Origin of the sequence: Diplocloster hominis (genome assembly GCF_032380655.1) — a bacterium.
GTDB classification, from domain to species: Bacteria; Bacillota; Clostridia; order Lachnospirales; family Lachnospiraceae; genus Diplocloster; species Diplocloster hominis.
On record NZ_JAWDIY010000027.1, the window covers coordinates 47,258 to 66,366 of the forward strand.

At 50.7% G+C, this 19,109-nt stretch carries 12 protein-coding genes; all 12 read right to left on the minus strand.

Translation table 11 applies throughout. The features are described from left to right. Nucleotides 1–4: 4 nt before the first annotated feature. A complete protein-coding gene (locus ABC831_RS20200; RefSeq protein ID WP_343249876.1) occupies nucleotides 5–6,697 on the minus strand; it encodes an endo-alpha-N-acetylgalactosaminidase family protein in 6,693 nt (2,230 codons plus the stop codon). Between the two features lie 103 nt (nucleotides 6,698–6,800). Beyond that, nucleotides 6,801–7,295, minus strand: a complete 495-nt coding sequence (locus tag ABC831_RS20205; protein WP_343249877.1) for an RpiB/LacA/LacB family sugar-phosphate isomerase — start codon at nucleotides 7,293–7,295, stop codon at nucleotides 6,801–6,803. Nucleotides 7,296–7,311: 16 nt separating this feature from the next. After that, a complete protein-coding gene (locus tag ABC831_RS20210) occupies nucleotides 7,312–8,280 on the minus strand; it encodes a transketolase family protein (protein WP_343249878.1) in 969 nt (322 codons plus the stop codon). After that, the gene (locus ABC831_RS20215) at nucleotides 8,273–9,127 is read right to left on the minus strand and encodes a transketolase (protein ID WP_343249879.1); all 855 of its coding nucleotides are present in this window, start codon (nucleotides 9,125–9,127) and stop codon (nucleotides 8,273–8,275) included. The genes ABC831_RS20210 and ABC831_RS20215 overlap by 8 nt, the downstream gene beginning before the upstream one ends. Before the next feature lie 39 nt (nucleotides 9,128–9,166). Further along, on the minus strand, nucleotides 9,167–10,129 hold the full coding sequence (gene eda, locus ABC831_RS20220; protein WP_343249880.1) for a bifunctional 4-hydroxy-2-oxoglutarate aldolase/2-dehydro-3-deoxy-phosphogluconate aldolase: 963 nt from the start codon (nucleotides 10,127–10,129) through the stop codon (nucleotides 9,167–9,169). A 24-nt stretch (nucleotides 10,130–10,153) separates the two neighbouring features. Then, nucleotides 10,154–11,629: a tripartite tricarboxylate transporter permease gene (locus ABC831_RS20225; protein WP_343249881.1), complete on the minus strand. Its 1,476-nt coding sequence runs from the start codon at nucleotides 11,627–11,629 to the stop codon at nucleotides 10,154–10,156. Nucleotides 11,630–11,642: 13 nt separating this feature from the next. Then, nucleotides 11,643–12,092: a tripartite tricarboxylate transporter TctB family protein gene (locus tag ABC831_RS20230; protein ID WP_343249882.1), complete on the minus strand. Its 450-nt coding sequence runs from the start codon at nucleotides 12,090–12,092 to the stop codon at nucleotides 11,643–11,645. A gap of 75 nt (nucleotides 12,093–12,167) precedes the next feature. Further along, the gene (locus ABC831_RS20235; protein WP_343249883.1) at nucleotides 12,168–13,220 is read right to left on the minus strand and encodes a Bug family tripartite tricarboxylate transporter substrate binding protein; all 1,053 of its coding nucleotides are present in this window, start codon (nucleotides 13,218–13,220) and stop codon (nucleotides 12,168–12,170) included. Between the two features lie 329 nt (nucleotides 13,221–13,549). Further along, nucleotides 13,550–14,278: a FadR/GntR family transcriptional regulator gene (locus tag ABC831_RS20240; protein ID WP_343249884.1), complete on the minus strand. Its 729-nt coding sequence runs from the start codon at nucleotides 14,276–14,278 to the stop codon at nucleotides 13,550–13,552. Nucleotides 14,279–14,399: 121 nt separating this feature from the next. Then, complete coding sequence (locus ABC831_RS20245; RefSeq protein WP_343249885.1) at nucleotides 14,400–17,066, minus strand: glycoside hydrolase family 38 N-terminal domain-containing protein; 2,667 nt, start codon at nucleotides 17,064–17,066, stop codon at nucleotides 14,400–14,402. 27 nt (nucleotides 17,067–17,093) lie between these two features. After that, the gene (locus tag ABC831_RS20250) at nucleotides 17,094–17,957 is read right to left on the minus strand and encodes a carbohydrate ABC transporter permease (RefSeq protein WP_343249886.1); all 864 of its coding nucleotides are present in this window, start codon (nucleotides 17,955–17,957) and stop codon (nucleotides 17,094–17,096) included. A 43-nt stretch (nucleotides 17,958–18,000) separates the two neighbouring features. Beyond that, nucleotides 18,001–18,918 (minus strand): carbohydrate ABC transporter permease, encoded by a 918-nt coding sequence (locus ABC831_RS20255; RefSeq protein WP_343249887.1) that lies wholly within the window; start codon nucleotides 18,916–18,918, stop codon nucleotides 18,001–18,003. Nucleotides 18,919–19,109 lie beyond the last annotated feature (191 nt).

The window sequence follows — 19,109 nt, forward strand, 5'->3', positions numbered from 1 at the left end:
TCTCTTAAGACTCCTGCCCTTTCCCCTTGGTTTTTTTCCTGACAACCAATATACACACAGCAGCCGCTAAGATCACCAGGATCATCATAGCCGCGACCGGGGCAGTATCACCTGTAGCCACAGAAGACGTCTGGCTGTCACTGCCGGAGTTTCCAGAGCCGCCAGAGCTGCTGGACCCGGAGCTGCCGGAATTCCCGTCATTTTTGGACGGATCATCGTTATTCTCCTGCTTTTTCCCCTCATCCTTATAAGCGATAGCGAACAGGGAGTACTTATCGTTATCCATCGTAATTGTACCATCCTCGCGGTCCAGATCAGGCAATATCTCGGCCTGGCCATCGTGAACCCGTATGACGAAGAAGGTCCTCACCACGTCCGCATTTCCCCTTAACTGCTCAGGCACGTCCAAAATCAGGCGGACCGGCTGTTTCGTTTCATTGACCGGTTCCATCTTCTGGCCATCCAGGGTTTTGAACAGGGAGATATCCAGTAACATTCCCAGAGTCTGGCCGTTAGCATTCAGAGCTGCATTGGCCGCCGCAATATCCTGTGCGTATTTTTCCTGATCAGCCGCCTGCATCTGAAGTATGATACCGATCTCTTTTCCTTCCTGTAACTGATTCCATTCATCCTCGGTCAGTGCTGCATGGATGACACTGTTTTTATCCCCGAAGCGGACATTCGGCATGCCCGTCCCTTGCTGGATATCGACCGATACTTCTTTGACTGTCACCAGTCCTTCACAGGCCGCTTTCAGGATACGGTATGCTTCATCCACCTGATCCTGAGTCGCATCCGCATTTTCCAGTACGGTATTCGCACTGTCGAGTGCCGACGCCAGCACCGCCCAGCTGCTCTGGGTATAATGCTCCTTCTTCCATGCCGACGCCTCTGCCGCCAGTTCTCTCAGGGCATCTTTTTGTATCGGAACCGGCTTCTCCTCCGCTTTCAGTTCCAGTCCGTTCACCGCTGCCTGCAGTGCGTTATAGGCTTCCTCGATCTGGGTCTTCGTGCCGCCCGGCTCCAACGCTTCTTTCGCCAGATTCAGCGCGATTGCGAAAGCTTCCCAGGTCTCTTCCGTATAGAGGTCTTTCTGCCGGTCCTTATTCTGTTCATATAATGTTTCCAGTGCTTCCCTGCTGTCAGTCTCGGCCTGTGTCAGATCTTCCACCAGAATGTTATCCAGGATCAGCGGGGTAGGATCTACGGATACACTGTAGGTCTGCTTCACCCGGTAAATTCCGATCCAGTTCTGATCCGAATCCGCTGTAAACTGATATTCGAATTCTTTGGTTTTAGAGGTGGGTTCCAGTATGGACTGGCTCACCAGATTCGCCGGTTTTGACGCGTTGCTGCTGGTATCCTTGCCGTCGCCCACCACAAACGCATAGTCAGCCGCCGGCTGTACCTGATACAGGAAGCTTACCCGGTACTGATGTCCCTTCTCGAAACGGACTGTCTGCGGGGTAGTCTGGACCGCGATACCGGTCTGGGTTCCCAGTACCTTTAACGAGCGCTCCTGATCCAGGGTATCATCCACCTTTGCCGTATTCGGGTCCCAGGGAGAGTCTGCTCCGTTGTCCGTATAAGGGCTGTGCCGCATCTGGATCGATATTCTCGTCTCATGGATTCCGTTGGACCCGCCCAGGTTAAACGGATAGTAGCCTTCATAGGTGGCCTTGTAACGGTCATTGCCCTGTACACCGTCTCTTTGTGCGATCTCAAAATCCTGGTACAGCACGACTCCCTGCGCGTCCTTTGGCGCATCCGGCGTGGTCGTATCATAGATACGCACATTGTCGAATCTCACTTTACCCTCTCCGGCTTCTGCGGCAAGCCGGATCACCGCTTCCCCGGTCCCTTCCGGTACGGTAAATGTGGTGCGCATGCGCAGCATATAGGTTCCGATCTTGGAATCGTACTCATCGTAATCCAGCAGGATGGATTTCGTCGTATAATTCTTCGAAGTCTTACCAGCGCAGTCAACCATGAGCGCAGCTTCCCGTTCTTTACCCTGCTGGACTTCCACCATGACGGAGGCGGCATACTCGCCGGGTTTCAGTCCGGTGATCTTCTGGCTCACCTGGGTCTCTTCCGTCGTATCGATGATCAATTCATAATTACGCTGCTCCCCATAGGGTGCGTTTCTTCCCCATCCGGGTGTATTGGGATCATCAAACTCGGTGTCATTCTTTTTCACGGCAGCCTCGCCTTTGTCCACAGACCAGCACCTTAAGTCCCCGTAGTTAAATCCGGGATCTTTCACATATCCGCCGTCTCCATAAACCAGATCGGGTTCTTTCGCCGCTTCGCCTTTGTATACGACATAGGCCGTCTTGGCTTTGATATTATTAAGCGTCACTTTTCCATTCTGTACCGCCACCTGGGTTTTTCCGATTTTCCCCTGATCCGTCAGTTCGTACAGATATACGGTGGAAAGTCCGTCCCAGCTGTCCGGCAGATCCCATGTGCTGTTCCCGCCGTTTTCATTCCAGTGGTAGAGCTTTACTTCCTTCTCTTCCCCTTCCGGGTTTTCGATCAGGCCTTCGTCCCAGGGAATCAGATAACTATCCTGATTATAGATGACTTTGCCGTCTTTTTTGATCATCCGCTTGCCGGTGGTTTCATCCTGATACACTTCCACCTGGTCTTCAAACCAGATGTGTTTGGCCCATCCGTCCGCATCCTTTTCCATGCGCAGGATCGGGAAATGCTGCATGTATTTGGTCGGCAGGTTATTGTCAAAGACTACCCGGATCGCCTGATTGAAACTGTTATTCGTGGTTCTCTGGGGCCATCCCTCATAGGTGGTGGTGTCGGCGCCCATCAGCAGGTTACAGCTGTTGGGATAACGTCCGTCCACCTCCGCGTTATTGTCCCACCGGTCTTTTGTGTGGTTGTAAATAAATCTGGCGATATCACTGGCATACCCCTTCAGATTCGCCGGACTGTATACCTTCTCCACGGCCCAGTGAGACCAGACCGCCTCTTCCTCATTCTGATACGGCCATTCTACGAAATAGCTGAGCCCTGCCTCTTTATAGTCTTCTGCCAGCCGGCGGCCCTTCCATCCTCCTCCGGAGAATACATCACTGTATATGAAACCCAGGTCCGGTACCTCGTTTTTAAAACCGACCATACGCTTCTGACGTTCCAGGCTTAAGGCCTCAAAGGTGATATCCGGCGTATATACCTGCTCCAGCCAGTACCCGTATGCCTGATAACCCCCGTTTTTCGGAGTGATGCCGTCTTCCTGCATCAGGATACTCTCCGGACGGAACTCTCCCGCTTTGGCGAAAATCTCCGTATAATTGGTATGTACCCCCACCCAGGAATTATACAGGTTGGCAGCGTCGCTGACATATTTGTTAAAATCTCTCAAACCGCCCAGGCGGTCATCATATACGGTAAAGTCTCCCCAAACCCCCGTATTGTGGAACTTGTTCAGCACCAGCTGTCCCAGTCCATCCGTATTTAAGTATACCCGTTTCGTCTCATCCAGAGAAGCCACATAGGGATAGTTGCCCTCCCCTGACTGCGGGAATACCAAACGCTGTACCACGGCATCTGGAATCTCTTCCATTCCCTGGGCAGTCGGCATGATTTTACGGAATTCCACCGCCGCGTCCTGCCAGTCCACATCTTGGGATTCGTTGACATCTTCCGCCAGTGCCACATATAACAGCGGAAGCTGTTCCGTATAGTCTGCTTCGTAGGTCTTTGTCACGATTTCTCCGGCTTTCCCGTAATCCCCGCGCATATCCTGGAATTTCTTCGTATAATCATCGGCCCGGTATCTCCAGGTGCCGTTCCATAGTCCGGTCCGGTAACCGCTTCCGTCCGGTACCGTCTGCTTATATACCTTGGTATCCATACCGTTGCTCCGGATTCCGGCAGCCACATTTTCATTGTTCAGAAAACCATAAACGTATTCATCCGGCTTCGCGTCGACACTGGTGTTCTGTGTCAGATCCAGATAACGGTCTCCGGTTTTTCTTATATCCGATTCCATCTTAGATCCGGCAAACGCTGCACCGGCTTCGTCACTGCTCACTGAGATAATATTGAGATCAGGTATTTCAAAGGTAAAGATTCTCTTTGCCTTGTCCAAGCTTTCCTCAATGCTTGTCACATCTAATTTCAGAATGTTTTCTTCCAGGCGGACCGTCATGGTAATCGTCGCTTCCAGCTCCGGTACCTTCAGCTTATATTCCGCACCGGCATCCTCTTTTGCATAGCTGACTTCCGGCGTATACAGCTTTCCGTTCAGTTTGATCTGTGTCAGCGCCTTATCGTTGCCGTCCATAACCGCACCGCTTGCCATGCGATATTCGATCACCCTCGGAAACGTCTTGTCGATCATAACCGTCATCGTATCATTGGCCAGTGTATCTAATTTCTCATTTTGAACCGCGCTCACCTGTACGCTGTCCGTTATGGACGGATTGTAAACGGAAACTGCCGTAATCGCAGCCTCTCCGGTTCCATTGGCTCTGATCACACCCTGATCCACGGAAACCGTCTCTTCCTCACTGCTGGTCCAGCGGATACCTTTCGCATCCGCCGACTCCGGAGTCAGCTTCAGCGGAATGTCCAGGCTCTCTTTCTCGTTGACCGTAAGCGTCTCAGGTAGCTCGATACCTCTGGCGGGAATCGTAACCTTCCTCGTCAGACGGATATAGTCCAGACGCAGTAATCCGGCGTCCTGATCTTCCTTGCTGACCTGAATGCTGACCTGATCCTCCGGTTTCAGATTCAGGGTGAGGGTTTCGGATTCCTGGTAATCGGAATACCCTGTATGGGGCGGTAAGGTGAACGCTCCTTTTCGCTCCCCGTTTACGAATACCGACAAGGTATCGGTATGAACCAGATAGGAATCTCTCGCATAGCACACAGAGAGATCGTACGAATCCTCCGACGGTATGGCAGGCTGGAACAGGACCCCGGCCCCGTTGCCGCTGTCGTAGAATCCGTCCACACATTTCCCCTTCGATGCATTGCCGTCGCTGCGCACGAAGATCTGTTTGGACGTATTTTCTCCCTGCAAAAGAGTCCCCTCTTCCGCTTCCAGTGTCATGGTTTCCGGAACCAGCTCAGATTCCTCCGCCACTACCTGTATCTGATAGACTACAGCAAATTCAGGATCTGCCGTCCCTGTTCCGCGGATCAGCGCATTTCCCGCTGAAACACCGGTGATCTCTCCGGTATGCGCATCCACAGAAGCGATCTCCGGGTGATCCGACTCATAACTTAACACTTCGCCATCCGGCAGATGATCCACTGGAACCGTGATCTTGTCCTGGGGCATGATCATGAAATTCCGTTTTCCGGACACATCCGTATCCGGTACATTTGGCTCATCGGTTTTTTCCGTGATATTCAGATAATCAATTCTCAGCATTCCCTGGTCATTGTCCGCGGCGTCTACCTGTATACTGATGGTATCACCCGTATTAAGCTCCAGTTCGAATGGATCAGAGACGATGGTATCATCCACATTAGATCCCTGGGACACCAGATTCAGATGATGCCGTTTGACTCCGTTCACATAGACACTGATGGTATCCTCTTTTTCATAATAATATCTGGCGTATCCAAGCTTCAGCTGGTAAACCGCATCTTTTGTGATGATCTGGGGATAACAGATTCCGGAACCATCTTTGCTCTCCTGAAAACCATCTACGTATCTGCCGCCGGATGCCTCTGCCAGGTCCACCGCTTTTACTTCCGTCGTCTGCGGCTCATAGTTTTCTCCCTGGATCAGCACGGCGTCCTCCGCCTCATAATTTCCGGTCTGGGACAGAGGGATTTCTCTGCCGGTCACCCGGATATAATCCAGTGTTACAGGCTGGTCTCCCTCATCATACTGCACACAGATCTGTGCATTTTCCGGTATCTGTACGCGGAATACTTTTTCCTGGAAGGTATCGGCTGCCGGAAGCGACAGATCGGTGCGGGTCCCGTTGATATACAGGCCGATCTTCCCGTCCGCCTCACTTGTGTAGGAAACTGCGATCTTGTCTGCCGCCGGGATGTGGGAAAAGGCAGCCTTTCCTCCCGCCGTCTGCATCGGCCCCACCGCTTTGCCGCCGGAAGCATTTTCCGCATCCTGTGCAGATACATCGGTTAACTGTCCGCCTTCGGCCTCATATTTTATCATGTAGGGATCGGCAGTTGCTTCCTGCTCTTCCTCCCACACATTGAATTCATAGACGTTCGTTCCCCATTGTCCATGGGCATCGATAACAAGCTTTATGTAGCGTCCGCTGCCGTTGACCTCGAATTCCTCCACCGTATTCGCAGGGGCCTGACTGGTCGTATACAGATCGGTATAGCTGCCATCCGTGCCATCGGCAGATGCCTGGATGCGATAGGCGTTTGGATGTACATCCGTATTTGTTCCCCAGTTGATGCGGACCTTTCGGATCTCTTTTGTTTCCTCCAGATCAATCAGCAGCCAGTTCCCATCGTTTTTATTGTCCCCGTCATACCACCTGGTAGTGTCGTCCCCGTCATTGGCGTAAGACGCGATATTCCCCTGGTCGTACTTGCTGGCTGTCGTGGGCTTTCCTGTACCGATGCCATAGTCCTGGGCAGCTTTGGCGATCCCGGCGCTGCCGGGAAGCGGCACGGTGGTCAGAACACATGCCAGGGCCAGGAACAGGCTCAGCCATTTTCTGGTTTTTCTGTTACACATAATAAATAACCCTCCTCCTTTTTTCTTCTATTTTAGAAGACAGGAGAAGGGTAGTAAATGTAAGATCATAAACCATAGAACCGTAAAATACTTAACCTCCCACTCACTTTAACGCATATTCACTCCGGATCTTTTTCTCCAGCGCTCGCACTTGTTCATAGGAACACTGTAAAAAACAGCTGTCCAACTCCCCCTGTGCCGGCGCAAACGGCGTATCCAAAAAAGCGTCCACCATCTTCCTGGCTTTTTCCTCTCCATTCAGGAATCCGCCCAGCGCCAGCATATTACAGTTATTGATCGTGCGGCAGAGCGATGCCGTGTAGACACTTTCCACCAAGCCGCAATATACCCCCGGGAACTTATTGGCGATGAGATTGACACCCATTCCGCTGCCGCAGAACACGATTCCCCGTTCATATTCTCCATCGGCCACCGCCTTTGCCACCTGATATCCCGCCGTATAATATTCCACCGGCATCTCAGGGGAGAGGGTCCCCACGTCCCGGACTTCAAAACCTCTTTTTTTCAAATGTTCCTTAACCGCTTCCTTGATTCCGAATCCAAAGGGATCGGCACCTACGATAATCTTTTTTTCCATTCGACCCCTCCCCTTCTCAATCGGATTTTTTTCTGACTGCTTCCCGTACGGTCCTGGCCACGTCCTCTGCCGTAAAGCCAAAGGCTTCTTCCAGATAAGGTTCCGGACCAACCTCCCCGAATCGGTCCTTCATTCCTATCCGATAGACCGGAACCGGATCGTGCTCCGCCAGCGTTTCCGCCACCGCGCTGCCCAGGCCTCCATAAACCGAATGGTTTTCTGCCGTGACGATTATACCGGTTTTCTTAGCGCTGTCGATCACCAGCTCTTCATCCAGCGGTTTGATGGTGAACATATCCACTACCCGGATCGAGATCCCTTCGTCCAAAAGCAGTTCAGCCGCCCTGAGCGCATTGGCCACGAGACGGCCGCAGGCGATTACCGTGGCATCTGTGCCCTCCCGCAGAATGATCCCTTTTCCGATTGTAAAATCAGATCCCTTTTCATAGATACTGATATTGTCCTGAAGGGCAGTGCGGTAGTAATAAATCCCATTCATGTCTTTCGTCTGTTCAATAAGATGATTAAACTGAACGCCATCCACCATATCGAACACGCAGGCATCGGGAACCGTCCGCATCATGGCAATGTCCTCAAAAGCCATGTGGGTACCGCCGTTATATCCCTGGGTGTACCCGGGCTGACTGCCGATAATATTCATACTGTTCCGTCCATACGCCCCAGAGAGATAGATCTGATCGAACACACGCCGGGAAATAAATACGGCGAAGCTGTGAATCAAAGGTTTCAGTCCGGCTGCAGACATCCCAGCGGCTACGCTGACCATATTACACTCGGCGATTCCGCAGTGGATCATCCGCCCAGGAAACCGCTCCAGCAGATCATCCATTACCCATGCGAACATAAGGTCCGCATCCAGATAAACCAGCTTCTCATCCTGTTCCATCATTTCCGCAAGATGGTCCACAAATTGTCTGGTAATGATCGGTTCTTCCAAACTGCCATTGTAATTTGTCTTAATCATGGGACCTTCCCTCCTCTAATCTGCTCATGGTCTCGGTTAGTTCCTCCATACAGCGTTTTGCCAGATCATCAGGAATATCAATAAAATGGTTAAAGGACAGTTCCTCCACTGCTTTGATACCGCTTCCTTTCACTCCGTCCAGGACAATCACAGCGGGCCGGTCCTTCTGCTCCCGGCGGGCGGTATCCACCGCTTCCACGATCCCTTCCGGATCGCTGCCGTCTACCGTCTGGGCATGCCAGCCGAATGCTTTGAATTTCTCAGCGATATCCATCAGGGAAAGCATATCTTCCACATAACCGTCCACCTGCTTTTTATTCCAGTCCACAAAAGCAGTCAAATGATTTAGTTTATACTGATGTGCGTAAAGCGCAGCTTCCCATATCTGGCCTTCCTGCAGCTCTCCATCTCCCAGGATACAGTATACATAATTCCGCATGTCTTGGATCTGGAACCCGTGGGCGATACCGGCAGCCACGGACAGCCCCTGCCCCAGGGAACCTGTGGATACATCGATCCCCGGTGTCTGTATCCGGTCGCAATGGCTTGGCAGCCGCGTGCCCCCCACGCAGAGCGTATTCAGCCATTCCAGCGGAAAATAACCTTTCAGAGCCAAAGCGGCAAAAACAGCAGGCCCTGCGTGTCCTTTGGACACCACCAGGTAATCCCTCTCCCTGGCATGCGGATCAGCCGGTTCCACATGCATCAATTTTCCGTATAACGCAGCCAGTACATCGGCGATGGACAGGCAGCCTCCGATATGTCCGAATCCCCTGTGTATCAGACATTTTACGGTTTCCATTCTGATTTGCGCAGCAAACCTCTGAAGTTCATTTGAGGTGCTCATACTTCCCTCCATTTCCGTGCCGTCTGTCCGCGGCACTGTCTATTTTTGCAGCAGATGAACGGCGAAGCCGTTAATCTCTTCTTCCAGGTAGACACAGATGAGACGTCCGTCTTCTCTATACTGCCTGCTCTCTTCCCGGCAAGCGCAGCCCCGGTCTTTCAGATAGCGGACCGCCCTTTCCACTGAGTTGGTATAGATTCCAATATGTCCCGCCGTTCCATATGCAGGATGTTTCACCGCTTCCAGCATCGTTCCTGCGAACACGGCTCCCGGATACCCTGTCGTGGGGATACCGAACATGGCGGAGAATTTCTCAGCCGTTTCTTTGGCGTTCTTCTCATCGCCGCAGTTCATGCCTACATGGGCAAGCTCAAATCCCAGCATAGCGGATACACTCTCCTCCACCAAAGCCTTTATCTTATCCAGGCTGCCCTCTTTGATCAGCCCTCCTTCCACCATCCAGTCTCCGCCTACCGCCAGAATAATAGGGCTGTCCAGGTATTCGTTCATATTGCCGGTATGGATTCCGCCAGTAGGCATGAAACGAAGATTACTGTAAGGGCCGCTCAGATACCGGATCGCGTCCAGGCCGCCGTTTGCGATTACCGGGAAGAATTTTACCGCTTCCAGGCCCAGTTCCAGTGCTCTCTCCACATCGCTGGGGTTTACCGCTCCCGGCATGATCAGGATGCCATGATCCACACAGTACTGTACCACGGAAGGATTAAAACCCGGACTCACAATAAAATCCGCTCCCTGCTCCACAGCCGCCTTAACCTGGTCGATAGTCAATACTGTGCCGGCTCCCACCAGCATATCCGGATATTCTTTTTTCATAATACCTATCACCTGAGCGGCCTCATCAGTACGGAATGCGATTTCCGCACAGGGCATACCGGATTCCTTAAGTATTTTTGCAAGCGGAACCGCAAGGTCCACGCGGTCGATCACAATAACAGGAACAATTCCTATTTCATGTATATTCTGTAATATCTGATTCATTTCAGATGTCCTGCCTTTCCTTCATCAGTCTTTTTTTCGTCTCCCCATACGTTTCTTAACAATAGGGCTTAACAGAGTAACCAGAATTAATAAGATAAATACCCAGCAAATAGGTGAGGAAAAGAATACGCTCAAATGTCCGCTGCCTTTTAACAGTGCTGTCCGAAACTGTTTCTCCGCCATAGGCCCCAGGATCAGGCCCAAAATAGCCGGCGAGGCCGGTATCTCCAGTTTGCTCATAAAATATCCAATAATCCCAAACACCAGCATGGTTCCCACGTCAAATATTTTATTATTGATGGCGTAAGATCCTACCACGCACAATACGAAAATGCAGGGGACCAGTATGGTTTTTGGTACAGATAAAATCCTTGTGAATAACTTCAGGCATGAAAACCCCAGTAAGAGCATGCAGCAGTTGGCCACCAGCAATCCAATAAAAATCGTGTATACCAGGATCTTATTTTCCGTAAACAGAAGCGGCCCGGGCTGTAGTCCCTGGATGGTCAACGCCCCGATCATAATAGCGGCCACGGCATCTCCCGGGATACCAAGGGTCAGCATCGGTATCATCGCTCCGCCTGTGACCCCGTTATTTCCTCCTTCGGATGCTGCGATGGCCTCTGGGACACCTGTCCCGAATTTCTCCCCCTTTTTGGATAGATTCTTTATGGTATTATAGGAGACAAATGCTCCGATATCCGCTCCCGCTCCGGGAATAATACCGATCAGCGTCCCGATGGCGCCGGTGACCGGAGCCGTTTTCAGGATCGAGAGCATATCCTTTTTGGTCGGCAGTATGTGATCTACCTTGTGATCCACCTGGTCTTCCTTATAGATATCTTCCAGTGTACAAAATGCCTGTGACATGGCAAACAGTCCGATCATAACCGGAATATAGGAAATCCCGGACAACAAATTCACATGATTAAAAGAAAACCTGGCAAATCCTGTAATATTGTCTATTCCAACCGTCGATATCAGCACTCCGATGAATCCGCACATCAGGCCCTTTGCAAGGGATTTCCCAGAGATACCCGCGATAATGCTCAGTCCGAAAACGGCCAGCAGAAAGAATTCCGCGGAGCTGAACTTCAGCGCTAACTTCGCCAGCTGAGGCGATATCAGCATAAGCGCGATACAGCTGACCACTCCGCCTACAAAAGAGGACATGGTGGCAATCCCCAGCGCCCGTCCGCTTTCTCCCCGTTTGGAAAACTCATATCCGTCGATCGCGGTAGCCGCTGAAGCTGGAGTACCGGGAGTCTTAAGCAAAATAGCCGATATGGATCCTCCGTAGATCGCTCCGATGTAGATCCCCAGAAGCAGCAGAATCCCATTTTCAGCATTCATTCCAAATGTAAGCGGGAGCAGCAGCGCAACTCCCATCGTCGCCGTCAGTCCGGGCAACGCGCCGATACAGATACCGCCGGCCACTCCCAACAGGATATAGCAGATCACGTCAGGACGAAAGACGGCTCCCAATGCGTCAAAAATCATATTTTCGCCTCCTTCATAAAATACCAAAATCCAACGGCACCTTTAACAGGAACCGGAACGCACTGTAAATCAGCGCAGTCAGTACCACAGCGTATATACCGCTGAACAGATACGTTTTCTTTGCAAACCAGCGTATAAACACAAACAGCAGCAGGACGGTCGATATCAGGAAGCCCAGAAAACCCAGCAAGACTACGTATAATACAAGGACACCCATGCACAGGTATACTCTCCTGCTGTCAGCGGAAAACATGGCTAGCGGCCGATTCTCTTCCGGCACCATGCGCAGGGAGTGTATGATCAATGTGATGCTTGCAGCTGCCAGCAGGACAGATACGATGATCGGTACCATCCCGGGTCCCGGAACGCCATCCCTGCCTGCAGGAAATCCGGCTGATATTGCGATGACAGCGCCGCTTAAGATCAGACATAATACAGCTGCAATGATATTACCTTTTTTCATATCTGTCTCCACCTTTTCACTGAGCCGTACCGGTAAACTGGCAGACCGCCAGCCGCCGGTACTATGGCAGTATAATTATTTGTTGCTGATACCCAGATCTTCGATAAATCCGGTAAAGAGGACGCTTTCTTCTTCCACTTTCTTCGTATATTCCTCCGGTCCAAGTATCTCGATTACATTGTTGGCATCATTCATGAATTTGACAAATTCATCCGACTGAGCGGCTTTCAGAAAGATGTCATACAGTTTGTTTACGATTTCATCCGGAGTGTCCTTCGGAACGGCCAATCCTCTCCAGCTTCCTGTCACGCAGTCGTATCCGGCTTCTTTACACGTGGGAATGTCCGGTATGGCTTCCAGCCTTTCATTTGACATAACTGCCAGCACTTTTAGCTCTCCGGCATTTACCTGGGAAGCCACCTCGGCATAGCTTACAGTAGTGGCGTCGATATGACCTCCCAGAAGATCTGTCACCGCTCCTGCTGCCCCGTCATAGGGAACATGCTTAAACTGCGCGCCTGATTTCTGAGCCAGGTCGGCTGCTGCCAGATGCCAGATCGCTCCCACACCGGAATTGCCAACCTGAACTTCATTTGTCTTCGCATATTCAATAAATTCTTCCAATGTATTCCACGGAGCATCGGCCCGCACGGTGACGGCCGGTGATACGGAATTTACCATGATGATAGGTTTGAACATTTCATAGGTAAGCCCTGCGCCGGTTCCCATCGGTTCCAGAGTCGTCAGCTCTACGGTGATCATCGTAATCACGGAACCATCCGGGGCCGCATTCGCACCATATAGCATCCCGATCGCGCCGCCGCTCCCCTCACGGTTTTCAACGGATATGTTTTTAGGAAAATTTTCTTTCGCTGCGTCCGCCAGAGCCCGGCAGACCAGATCTGTTCCGCCGCCTGCGGAAAACGGGACGACCATAGTGACCTGCTTATCCGGATAATTATCCGCTGCGGATGACTCTTTGTCCGCAGCTGCTGCAGGCTCGGATGTTGTTTTCTGCTCTGCAGCTGGTTTTGAATCTGCCGGCTCGGCCGGAGTGCTGCCACAGCCTGCTAATAACCCCACTAACATTACCGTTGACAGTAAAATTCCCAATACCTTCTTTTGCATCTTAGTTCCTCCTTTTTGTTGTTAAGTGTCTCAACATCATTCCCGGCCAGAAAACATCTGATGTCTTATAAGCAGAATATACCTTTAATATTGTGTAAAGTCAATGTTTTTTCCCGATTTTACGGTGTTTTGTAAGTAATATCTATTATTTTCGTTAAATTTTGTGCACATTTTACATGATTCTTTAAATCTTTTTATTCAAATTGATCTGATGTCTTTGTGATATCTTTCTTTCCACACTTTCACATGAAATAAAAAAACTGCTAATCATTGCACGCACCGGTTATTGCGTCACGATTAGCAGAATTCTGTTCAAACCCAATTTTTATTTATAGAAAATAGACATCCCTGTGTCCTGTCTCACGCATCTTGGCCTTAATATTGCGGCGGTTATAGATCATATGAACAATCATAGCATCCCGTGCTCCCACCGCATCATGGCTTTTGATAGCATTGGTGATTTCCCAGTGTACTTCGATGGTCTCATCCTTTAGTTTAAAATTTTCGGGGTCAATGTGCAGATGGATCGACTGGTTAATGATCGGCAGAAGATTCCGCATCGCCAGATTCCCAGAGCTTTTCGCAATACGGGCATGAAACTCGAAGTCAACCGCTTCATGCAGCTCGCCAGCCCGTACCTGCCGCTCCATCTCCGCGCACAGGACCTCCAGTTCTGCCACGTCTTCCTGAGTCGCCCTGTTGGCCGCCATGGCGGCGATCTCCGGCTCTATGATGTACCGCACTTCAAACAGGTCCTGGGTGAGCTTTAATTTATCCCTGACAAACATGAACCCCAGGGGATCTTCCACCACGCCGCATCTCTCACAGACATAAGTACCGGACCCGCGCCGGACCTCTAAGATGTTCCTGGAAGCCAGAGCTTTGATCGCTTCCCTCACAGAGCTTCTACCCACGTGCAGCAGCTCAATTAATTCGTATTCATTGGGCAGTCTGTCCCCGGCCTGCAGATCTTTATCTATAATATATTGTATGATTTTATCTGCGGCTTGATCGGCCAGCGGTCTTATGGAGTCTTTAATGTTATATGTACGCTCCAAAATCAACCCCTCCTTTTACTCGCTTCTTTTTTGTATTTTAACACAAAATGTGGAAATGTCTAGAAGCTTGTTATTAAGTCAGGGGGCGTTTTCAGTTTCTTACAAATACATAGCGGCCCTGTTACTCAAAGACCGCTATAATTGTAATTATTTCATATGGATTTACTTTTATCTTTATTTGATTTTCCGTATAAGCCAATTCCTCAATGGTCTGCCCGTCCAAACGTATTTTCCGAACTGCGCTCAGATTCTTATGAAATTGGATCTCTGCCTCGACAACCTGGTTTTGGGGCAGATAGAAACGAAGCTCGATCTCATTTTCGTGTTCATATGGCTTAAGAGCGGATACGATCAGTTCCCTGCTGCTGCAGCTGACAAAGTTTTGACTTGCCGGGAGAACGGCATTCGGAACGGATTTGCTTTGACCGGTCAGAAGTCCAGCCAAATAAGCCTGCGCAGTGTGTTTGATTTCCCCCCAGGAGGTCTGGGGTGCTGGAAAATAGAGCGCATAGGAGCAGTGGTTTTCGCCTTTGCACTGGGCGCCTGAGAATTCAGGATTTTTACCTCCCGCCCATGCGTAGAGTCTTCCCTGGCTTCTTAACAGCGTCACGGCCAGGAGACTTTGTTCCTTTTGGACTAATTGATATTGGTGAAGCCCTTTGCTTAGAAATACGATCTTGCCATCCGCATCCCCTGCGCTTACAAAGCTGCTGAATGGATGCAGCAAAGGGAACTGGTTCCATGGCCGTTCTTCCATGGAGAACGGGACATCCGATACAGCGCTGCCGGTATGATTGGCTGCGGGAAAGAAAACACGGACCCGATGATCCTCGGACTGGTTGCGGATAACCGTGTCAAAATAAAGCTGCCTGCTGCCCGCATATAGGGAGACCTCATAAGTGATCTGGTTACTTATGTCCTTTTCTCTTGATGGCGTGAAAATCATCGCAGTCAGACGGTAACTGCATTTTAACCGTCCCCGCTGGGTACAGCGCCTGCTCCAGCTGCATGATCTGCTGTCTATGACCGAAGGGGCTTCGGGCCTGATATGTTCGTATACGTCACCCCCGGAGCTTTCGTCTTCAAAGAAATGCAGTCCTTCATAGCGTTGTCCCGTCTCTTTGTCTGTTATATCCAGGGTTCCGTCGGATTGTATTTCTACTTTGAGATATTCGTTTTCCATCCCGTCCGCTGTGCAGGTTACCGTATGCGGCTCTGACGGACATTCTGCTTTTGCAGACAGCAGGCACATTCCGCCCGGTTCACACCCGGGTTCAAGCCCGGAATCCTCTCTGGAATCCACTCCGGATTCCGCTCCGGCATCCGCAGGCGCGGTTCCTTGATGGAAAATCACCTGGTAGGAAGCATATCCGATCCCTGCCAAGCAGGGCGCAGGCAGTACAATTTTCCAGCAGATTTCGTGGTACATGCGCTGTACTGCATCAATATCTGATGCGATCCTGGTTTCTGCTCTTCTGTCCAGGATCTGACAGGGGATTTCCCGGCCTTCGTGGTCATATATGGTAAAAGAATGATAGTCCAGCCGCTGCTCCGCGCGGATAACGCACTCCAGCATGGCATCGGGTGTCCCGCCGCTGCTGTTTAGGATACATAGCGTATACTCATTTTCTTTCTGGTGGTTCCAGGAAATATTCTGACTGATCTGTTCCATTCCTCTGCGGATCATCCAGCTGCAGATCTGCCCCGCCTTGTGATAGCGGCTCAGCATTTCTTCCTCTACAGGGTCTTGGCTGCAGCCGCATATACTGTCATGGGCATGGTTTGCCAGCAGGTATTTCCACGCCTGATCCAGGAAACGCAGAGGCAGCTCATATCCCATTGTCCGCAGGACCGCTGCCAGCGGCTCCGCTTTTTTGATCAGGGCTTCCTGCAGAATTACATTCTCCCTTTTCAACGCATTCCTGGAGGCTGCCACGTCTTTCAGAATCCGGATATCTTCCCCTTCCCGCAGTTCTCCCGTAACCGACCGCAGATCCGGCTCTGACCAGTCGATAGTTTGAAAGTACTCTGCCAGACTTCCCACCCTGATCTCATATCCGCGTTCTCTCATCTGTCTGATCAGCCGGCCGAACTGCCGGGGCGGGGCCAGGTGGTCGCCGCCGTAGGTGATCAGGAGATAGTCCGAACGGGTCGGGCACGTTTCCTGCCTGTTATATGTAGTCCACCTCTCTTCGAGTCCTTCCGGCGTATCCAGGAGGGAAACCCCGTTCTCCATATGCTTCTGGTCGATGCGGCAGCAATTATTATATTCGTTCTGTATCGTTTTTACCATGCTTGTGTCCGGGGATTTCCAGAGAAATTCCTGTGGCTGCCGCTTATCCACTCCCCGCATCAGAAATGCCTCAGTGATGCCAAAGCCGTTCAGGATCTGCGGCATCTGGGCGATGTGTCCAAAAGAATCCGGCAGATAGCCCAGGTTCTGGCAGGGGCCATACCGGCGGGCCAGCGCCGTTCCCATCCGCAGGTTACGGATATGGCTCTCTGCATCCACCAGGTATTCATCGGGCTGAAAATACCAGGGGCCCAGGATCAGCTTTTTGCTTTCCGCCAGACTTTTCACCAGCGCTTCTCTCTCTGGGTAGATTTCCAGATAATCTTCCAGAACACTCATCTGACCGTCCACCATATATACCCGGAATTCCGGGTCCTGCGCCAGCAGATCAAAAACCCGGTTCAATATCTGTGATATCTGAATCCGGAACTCTTCAAAAGACCAGTACCACTCCCGGTCCAGATGCGATTGCAAAACCATAAATATTTTCTTCAATTTCTCCTCCAGTGCCGCATTTACGGCTTACTTTGTCGCTCCTGCGGTCAGGCCGCTGACGATCTGCTTCGAACCGATGAAGAACACGATAATGATCGGCAGTGTGGTTATAAACAGAGCCGCGAACAGCAGAGGCCATCTGGCCTGGTTTCCTGCATAAAAGTTTGCCAGGGCCAGCGGAAGCGTCCGCTTATCATTATCATAAATCATGATCAGCGATATAAAGTAATCATTCCATACATTGATCGCCGTGATCGTCATCAGGGTTCCCAGGATTGGTCTGGCCATGGGCATCATGATTTTCCAGAATATACGGAATTCCCCGGCTCCGTCGATCTTCGCCGCCTCGTGCACTTCGTGGGGCAGCGTTTTAAAAAATCCGGCCAGTATAAAAACGCTGAACGACAGGGTCGTCGCCGTAAAGATCACTACAAGGCCGCGGAAGTTATCCACCAGGCCCAGATTACGCGCTACCAGGAACAGCGGGATAATCATAATCGTGGCCGGGAACATCATTCCCAGCAGAAAAAAGGAATTGACCTTTTTATTAAATTTAAACTTGTATCTGGACAGTCCGTACGCGGTCAGTGACGCGATTATCAGGATGGAAATGGTGGCGCATACCGTTACGATAATGCTGTTTACATAATATTTATAAAATTCGGCTTCCTTCCACACCTGTATAATATTATCAAGGGTCCAGTGCTTCGGCAGCCCCAGAAGGTTCTGGAAAAATTCCTTGTTTGATTTAAATGGATTGATCAGCGCGTAAGACAAGAATATCAGGGAGCCGATACAGTACAGGTACATCGGCAGCGAGATCAACAGTGTAACGAATTTTTTTCCGGTGGTTTTTCTCTTTCTCAACGTTTCTACCCCTTTCTCACTCATGATTCCTGCGGCCTGATTCCGGTTTGCAGACCCGGACCGATTCCTAGTATTCCGTCTCATTCCGCCTCAGCAGTGAGATCTGGATCACCGAGACCGTGACCATGATCAGAAACTGGATCACAGCGATAGCTGTCGCCAGTCCCATGTTATTTGTCAGATACTTCGATCCGAAGGCCACCCGGTAGAACATGGTTCCCAGAGTGTCGATGGCCCCGGACGGGCCTCCGTTCATTCCGCCCAGAAGATAAGGGATGTCAAAGGTAGCGATTCCATTGATAAAGATCAATACGATAATATTGGTCAGGGCCGGTTTTAACAGCGGAAGTGTAATATACCGGAACTTATTCCATTCATTAGCGCCGTCCAGCGACGCGGCCTCCTCATACTCCGCCGGAATCGACTGCATGTTGGCGATCAGGAGCATCATGGGAATCCCGATCCCTTTCCATGTCAGGATCACCGCCACCACCAGCTTCAGTATGACCGGATCGCCCAGCCACCCTCTGGCCCAGGACCCAAGCCCGATGGCCCTAAGACCGTTGTTGACCACGCCGAAATTCGGGTCCAGAAACAGTAACACCAGCAGTCCTACCGCCACCTGGGAGATCACCTGGGGCATAAAGATCAATAGCTGGCAGGTCTTTGACAGGAATACTTTGCGGTTAATGACATAGGCAAAGTAAAAGGCCAGCGGAACCTGAATGATATAACACAGGAGGACGAAAATAAAACTGTTCTTCAGAGCATTCAGGAACTGGGGCGCGTAGATCGAATCCGTGAACAGCATTTTAAAGTTGGAAAACCCAATAAACAACTTCTCTCCGATCCCGTCCCACTGGCAGAAGCTGTTGACAAACGTGCTGAACATCGGATAAATGATCAATACAAGATACAAAAGTGCACCTGGTGCGATAAAGAAGAGAAACGGCCGCTGTTTTACCATTTTCAGTATTTTCTTCAATATAATCTCTCCTTCTCTTTGATTAGAGCGTCACTCGTCAGACTCTCCGCCTTTAACAGGCTTGTCTGCCGGATGAAAAAGTGTCTTCGACACTTCAACCCCCTAGCCCCCATTCATGGGGGAATTAGGGGTTTCTTTTTGTGTCGGTTTCCTGCATAATAGTCTTATGAGTATATTACAAGATATTTTTA

Bases quoted from the DNA above. Each gene is read 5' to 3' on its own strand.
- ABC831_RS20250 (WP_343249886.1), bottom strand. From the start codon at position 17,957: ATGAGTGAGAAAGGGGTAGAAACGTTGAGAAAGAGAAAAACCACCGGA.
- ABC831_RS20230 (WP_343249882.1), bottom strand. From the start codon at position 12,092: ATGAAAAAAGGTAATATCATTGCAGCTGTATTATGTCTGATCTTAAGC.
- ABC831_RS20205 (WP_343249877.1), bottom strand. From the start codon at position 7,295: ATGGAAAAAAAGATTATCGTAGGTGCCGATCCCTTTGGATTCGGAATC.
- ABC831_RS20225 (WP_343249881.1), bottom strand. From the start codon at position 11,629: ATGATTTTTGACGCATTGGGAGCCGTCTTTCGTCCTGACGTGATCTGC.
- ABC831_RS20210 (WP_343249878.1), bottom strand. From the start codon at position 8,280: ATGATTAAGACAAATTACAATGGCAGTTTGGAAGAACCGATCATTACC.
- ABC831_RS20215 (WP_343249879.1), bottom strand. From the start codon at position 9,127: ATGAGCACCTCAAATGAACTTCAGAGGTTTGCTGCGCAAATCAGAATG.
- ABC831_RS20200 (WP_343249876.1), bottom strand. From the start codon at position 6,697: ATGTGTAACAGAAAAACCAGAAAATGGCTGAGCCTGTTCCTGGCCCTG.
- ABC831_RS20235 (WP_343249883.1), bottom strand. From the start codon at position 13,220: ATGCAAAAGAAGGTATTGGGAATTTTACTGTCAACGGTAATGTTAGTG.
- eda (WP_343249880.1), bottom strand. From the start codon at position 10,129: ATGAATCAGATATTACAGAATATACATGAAATAGGAATTGTTCCTGTT.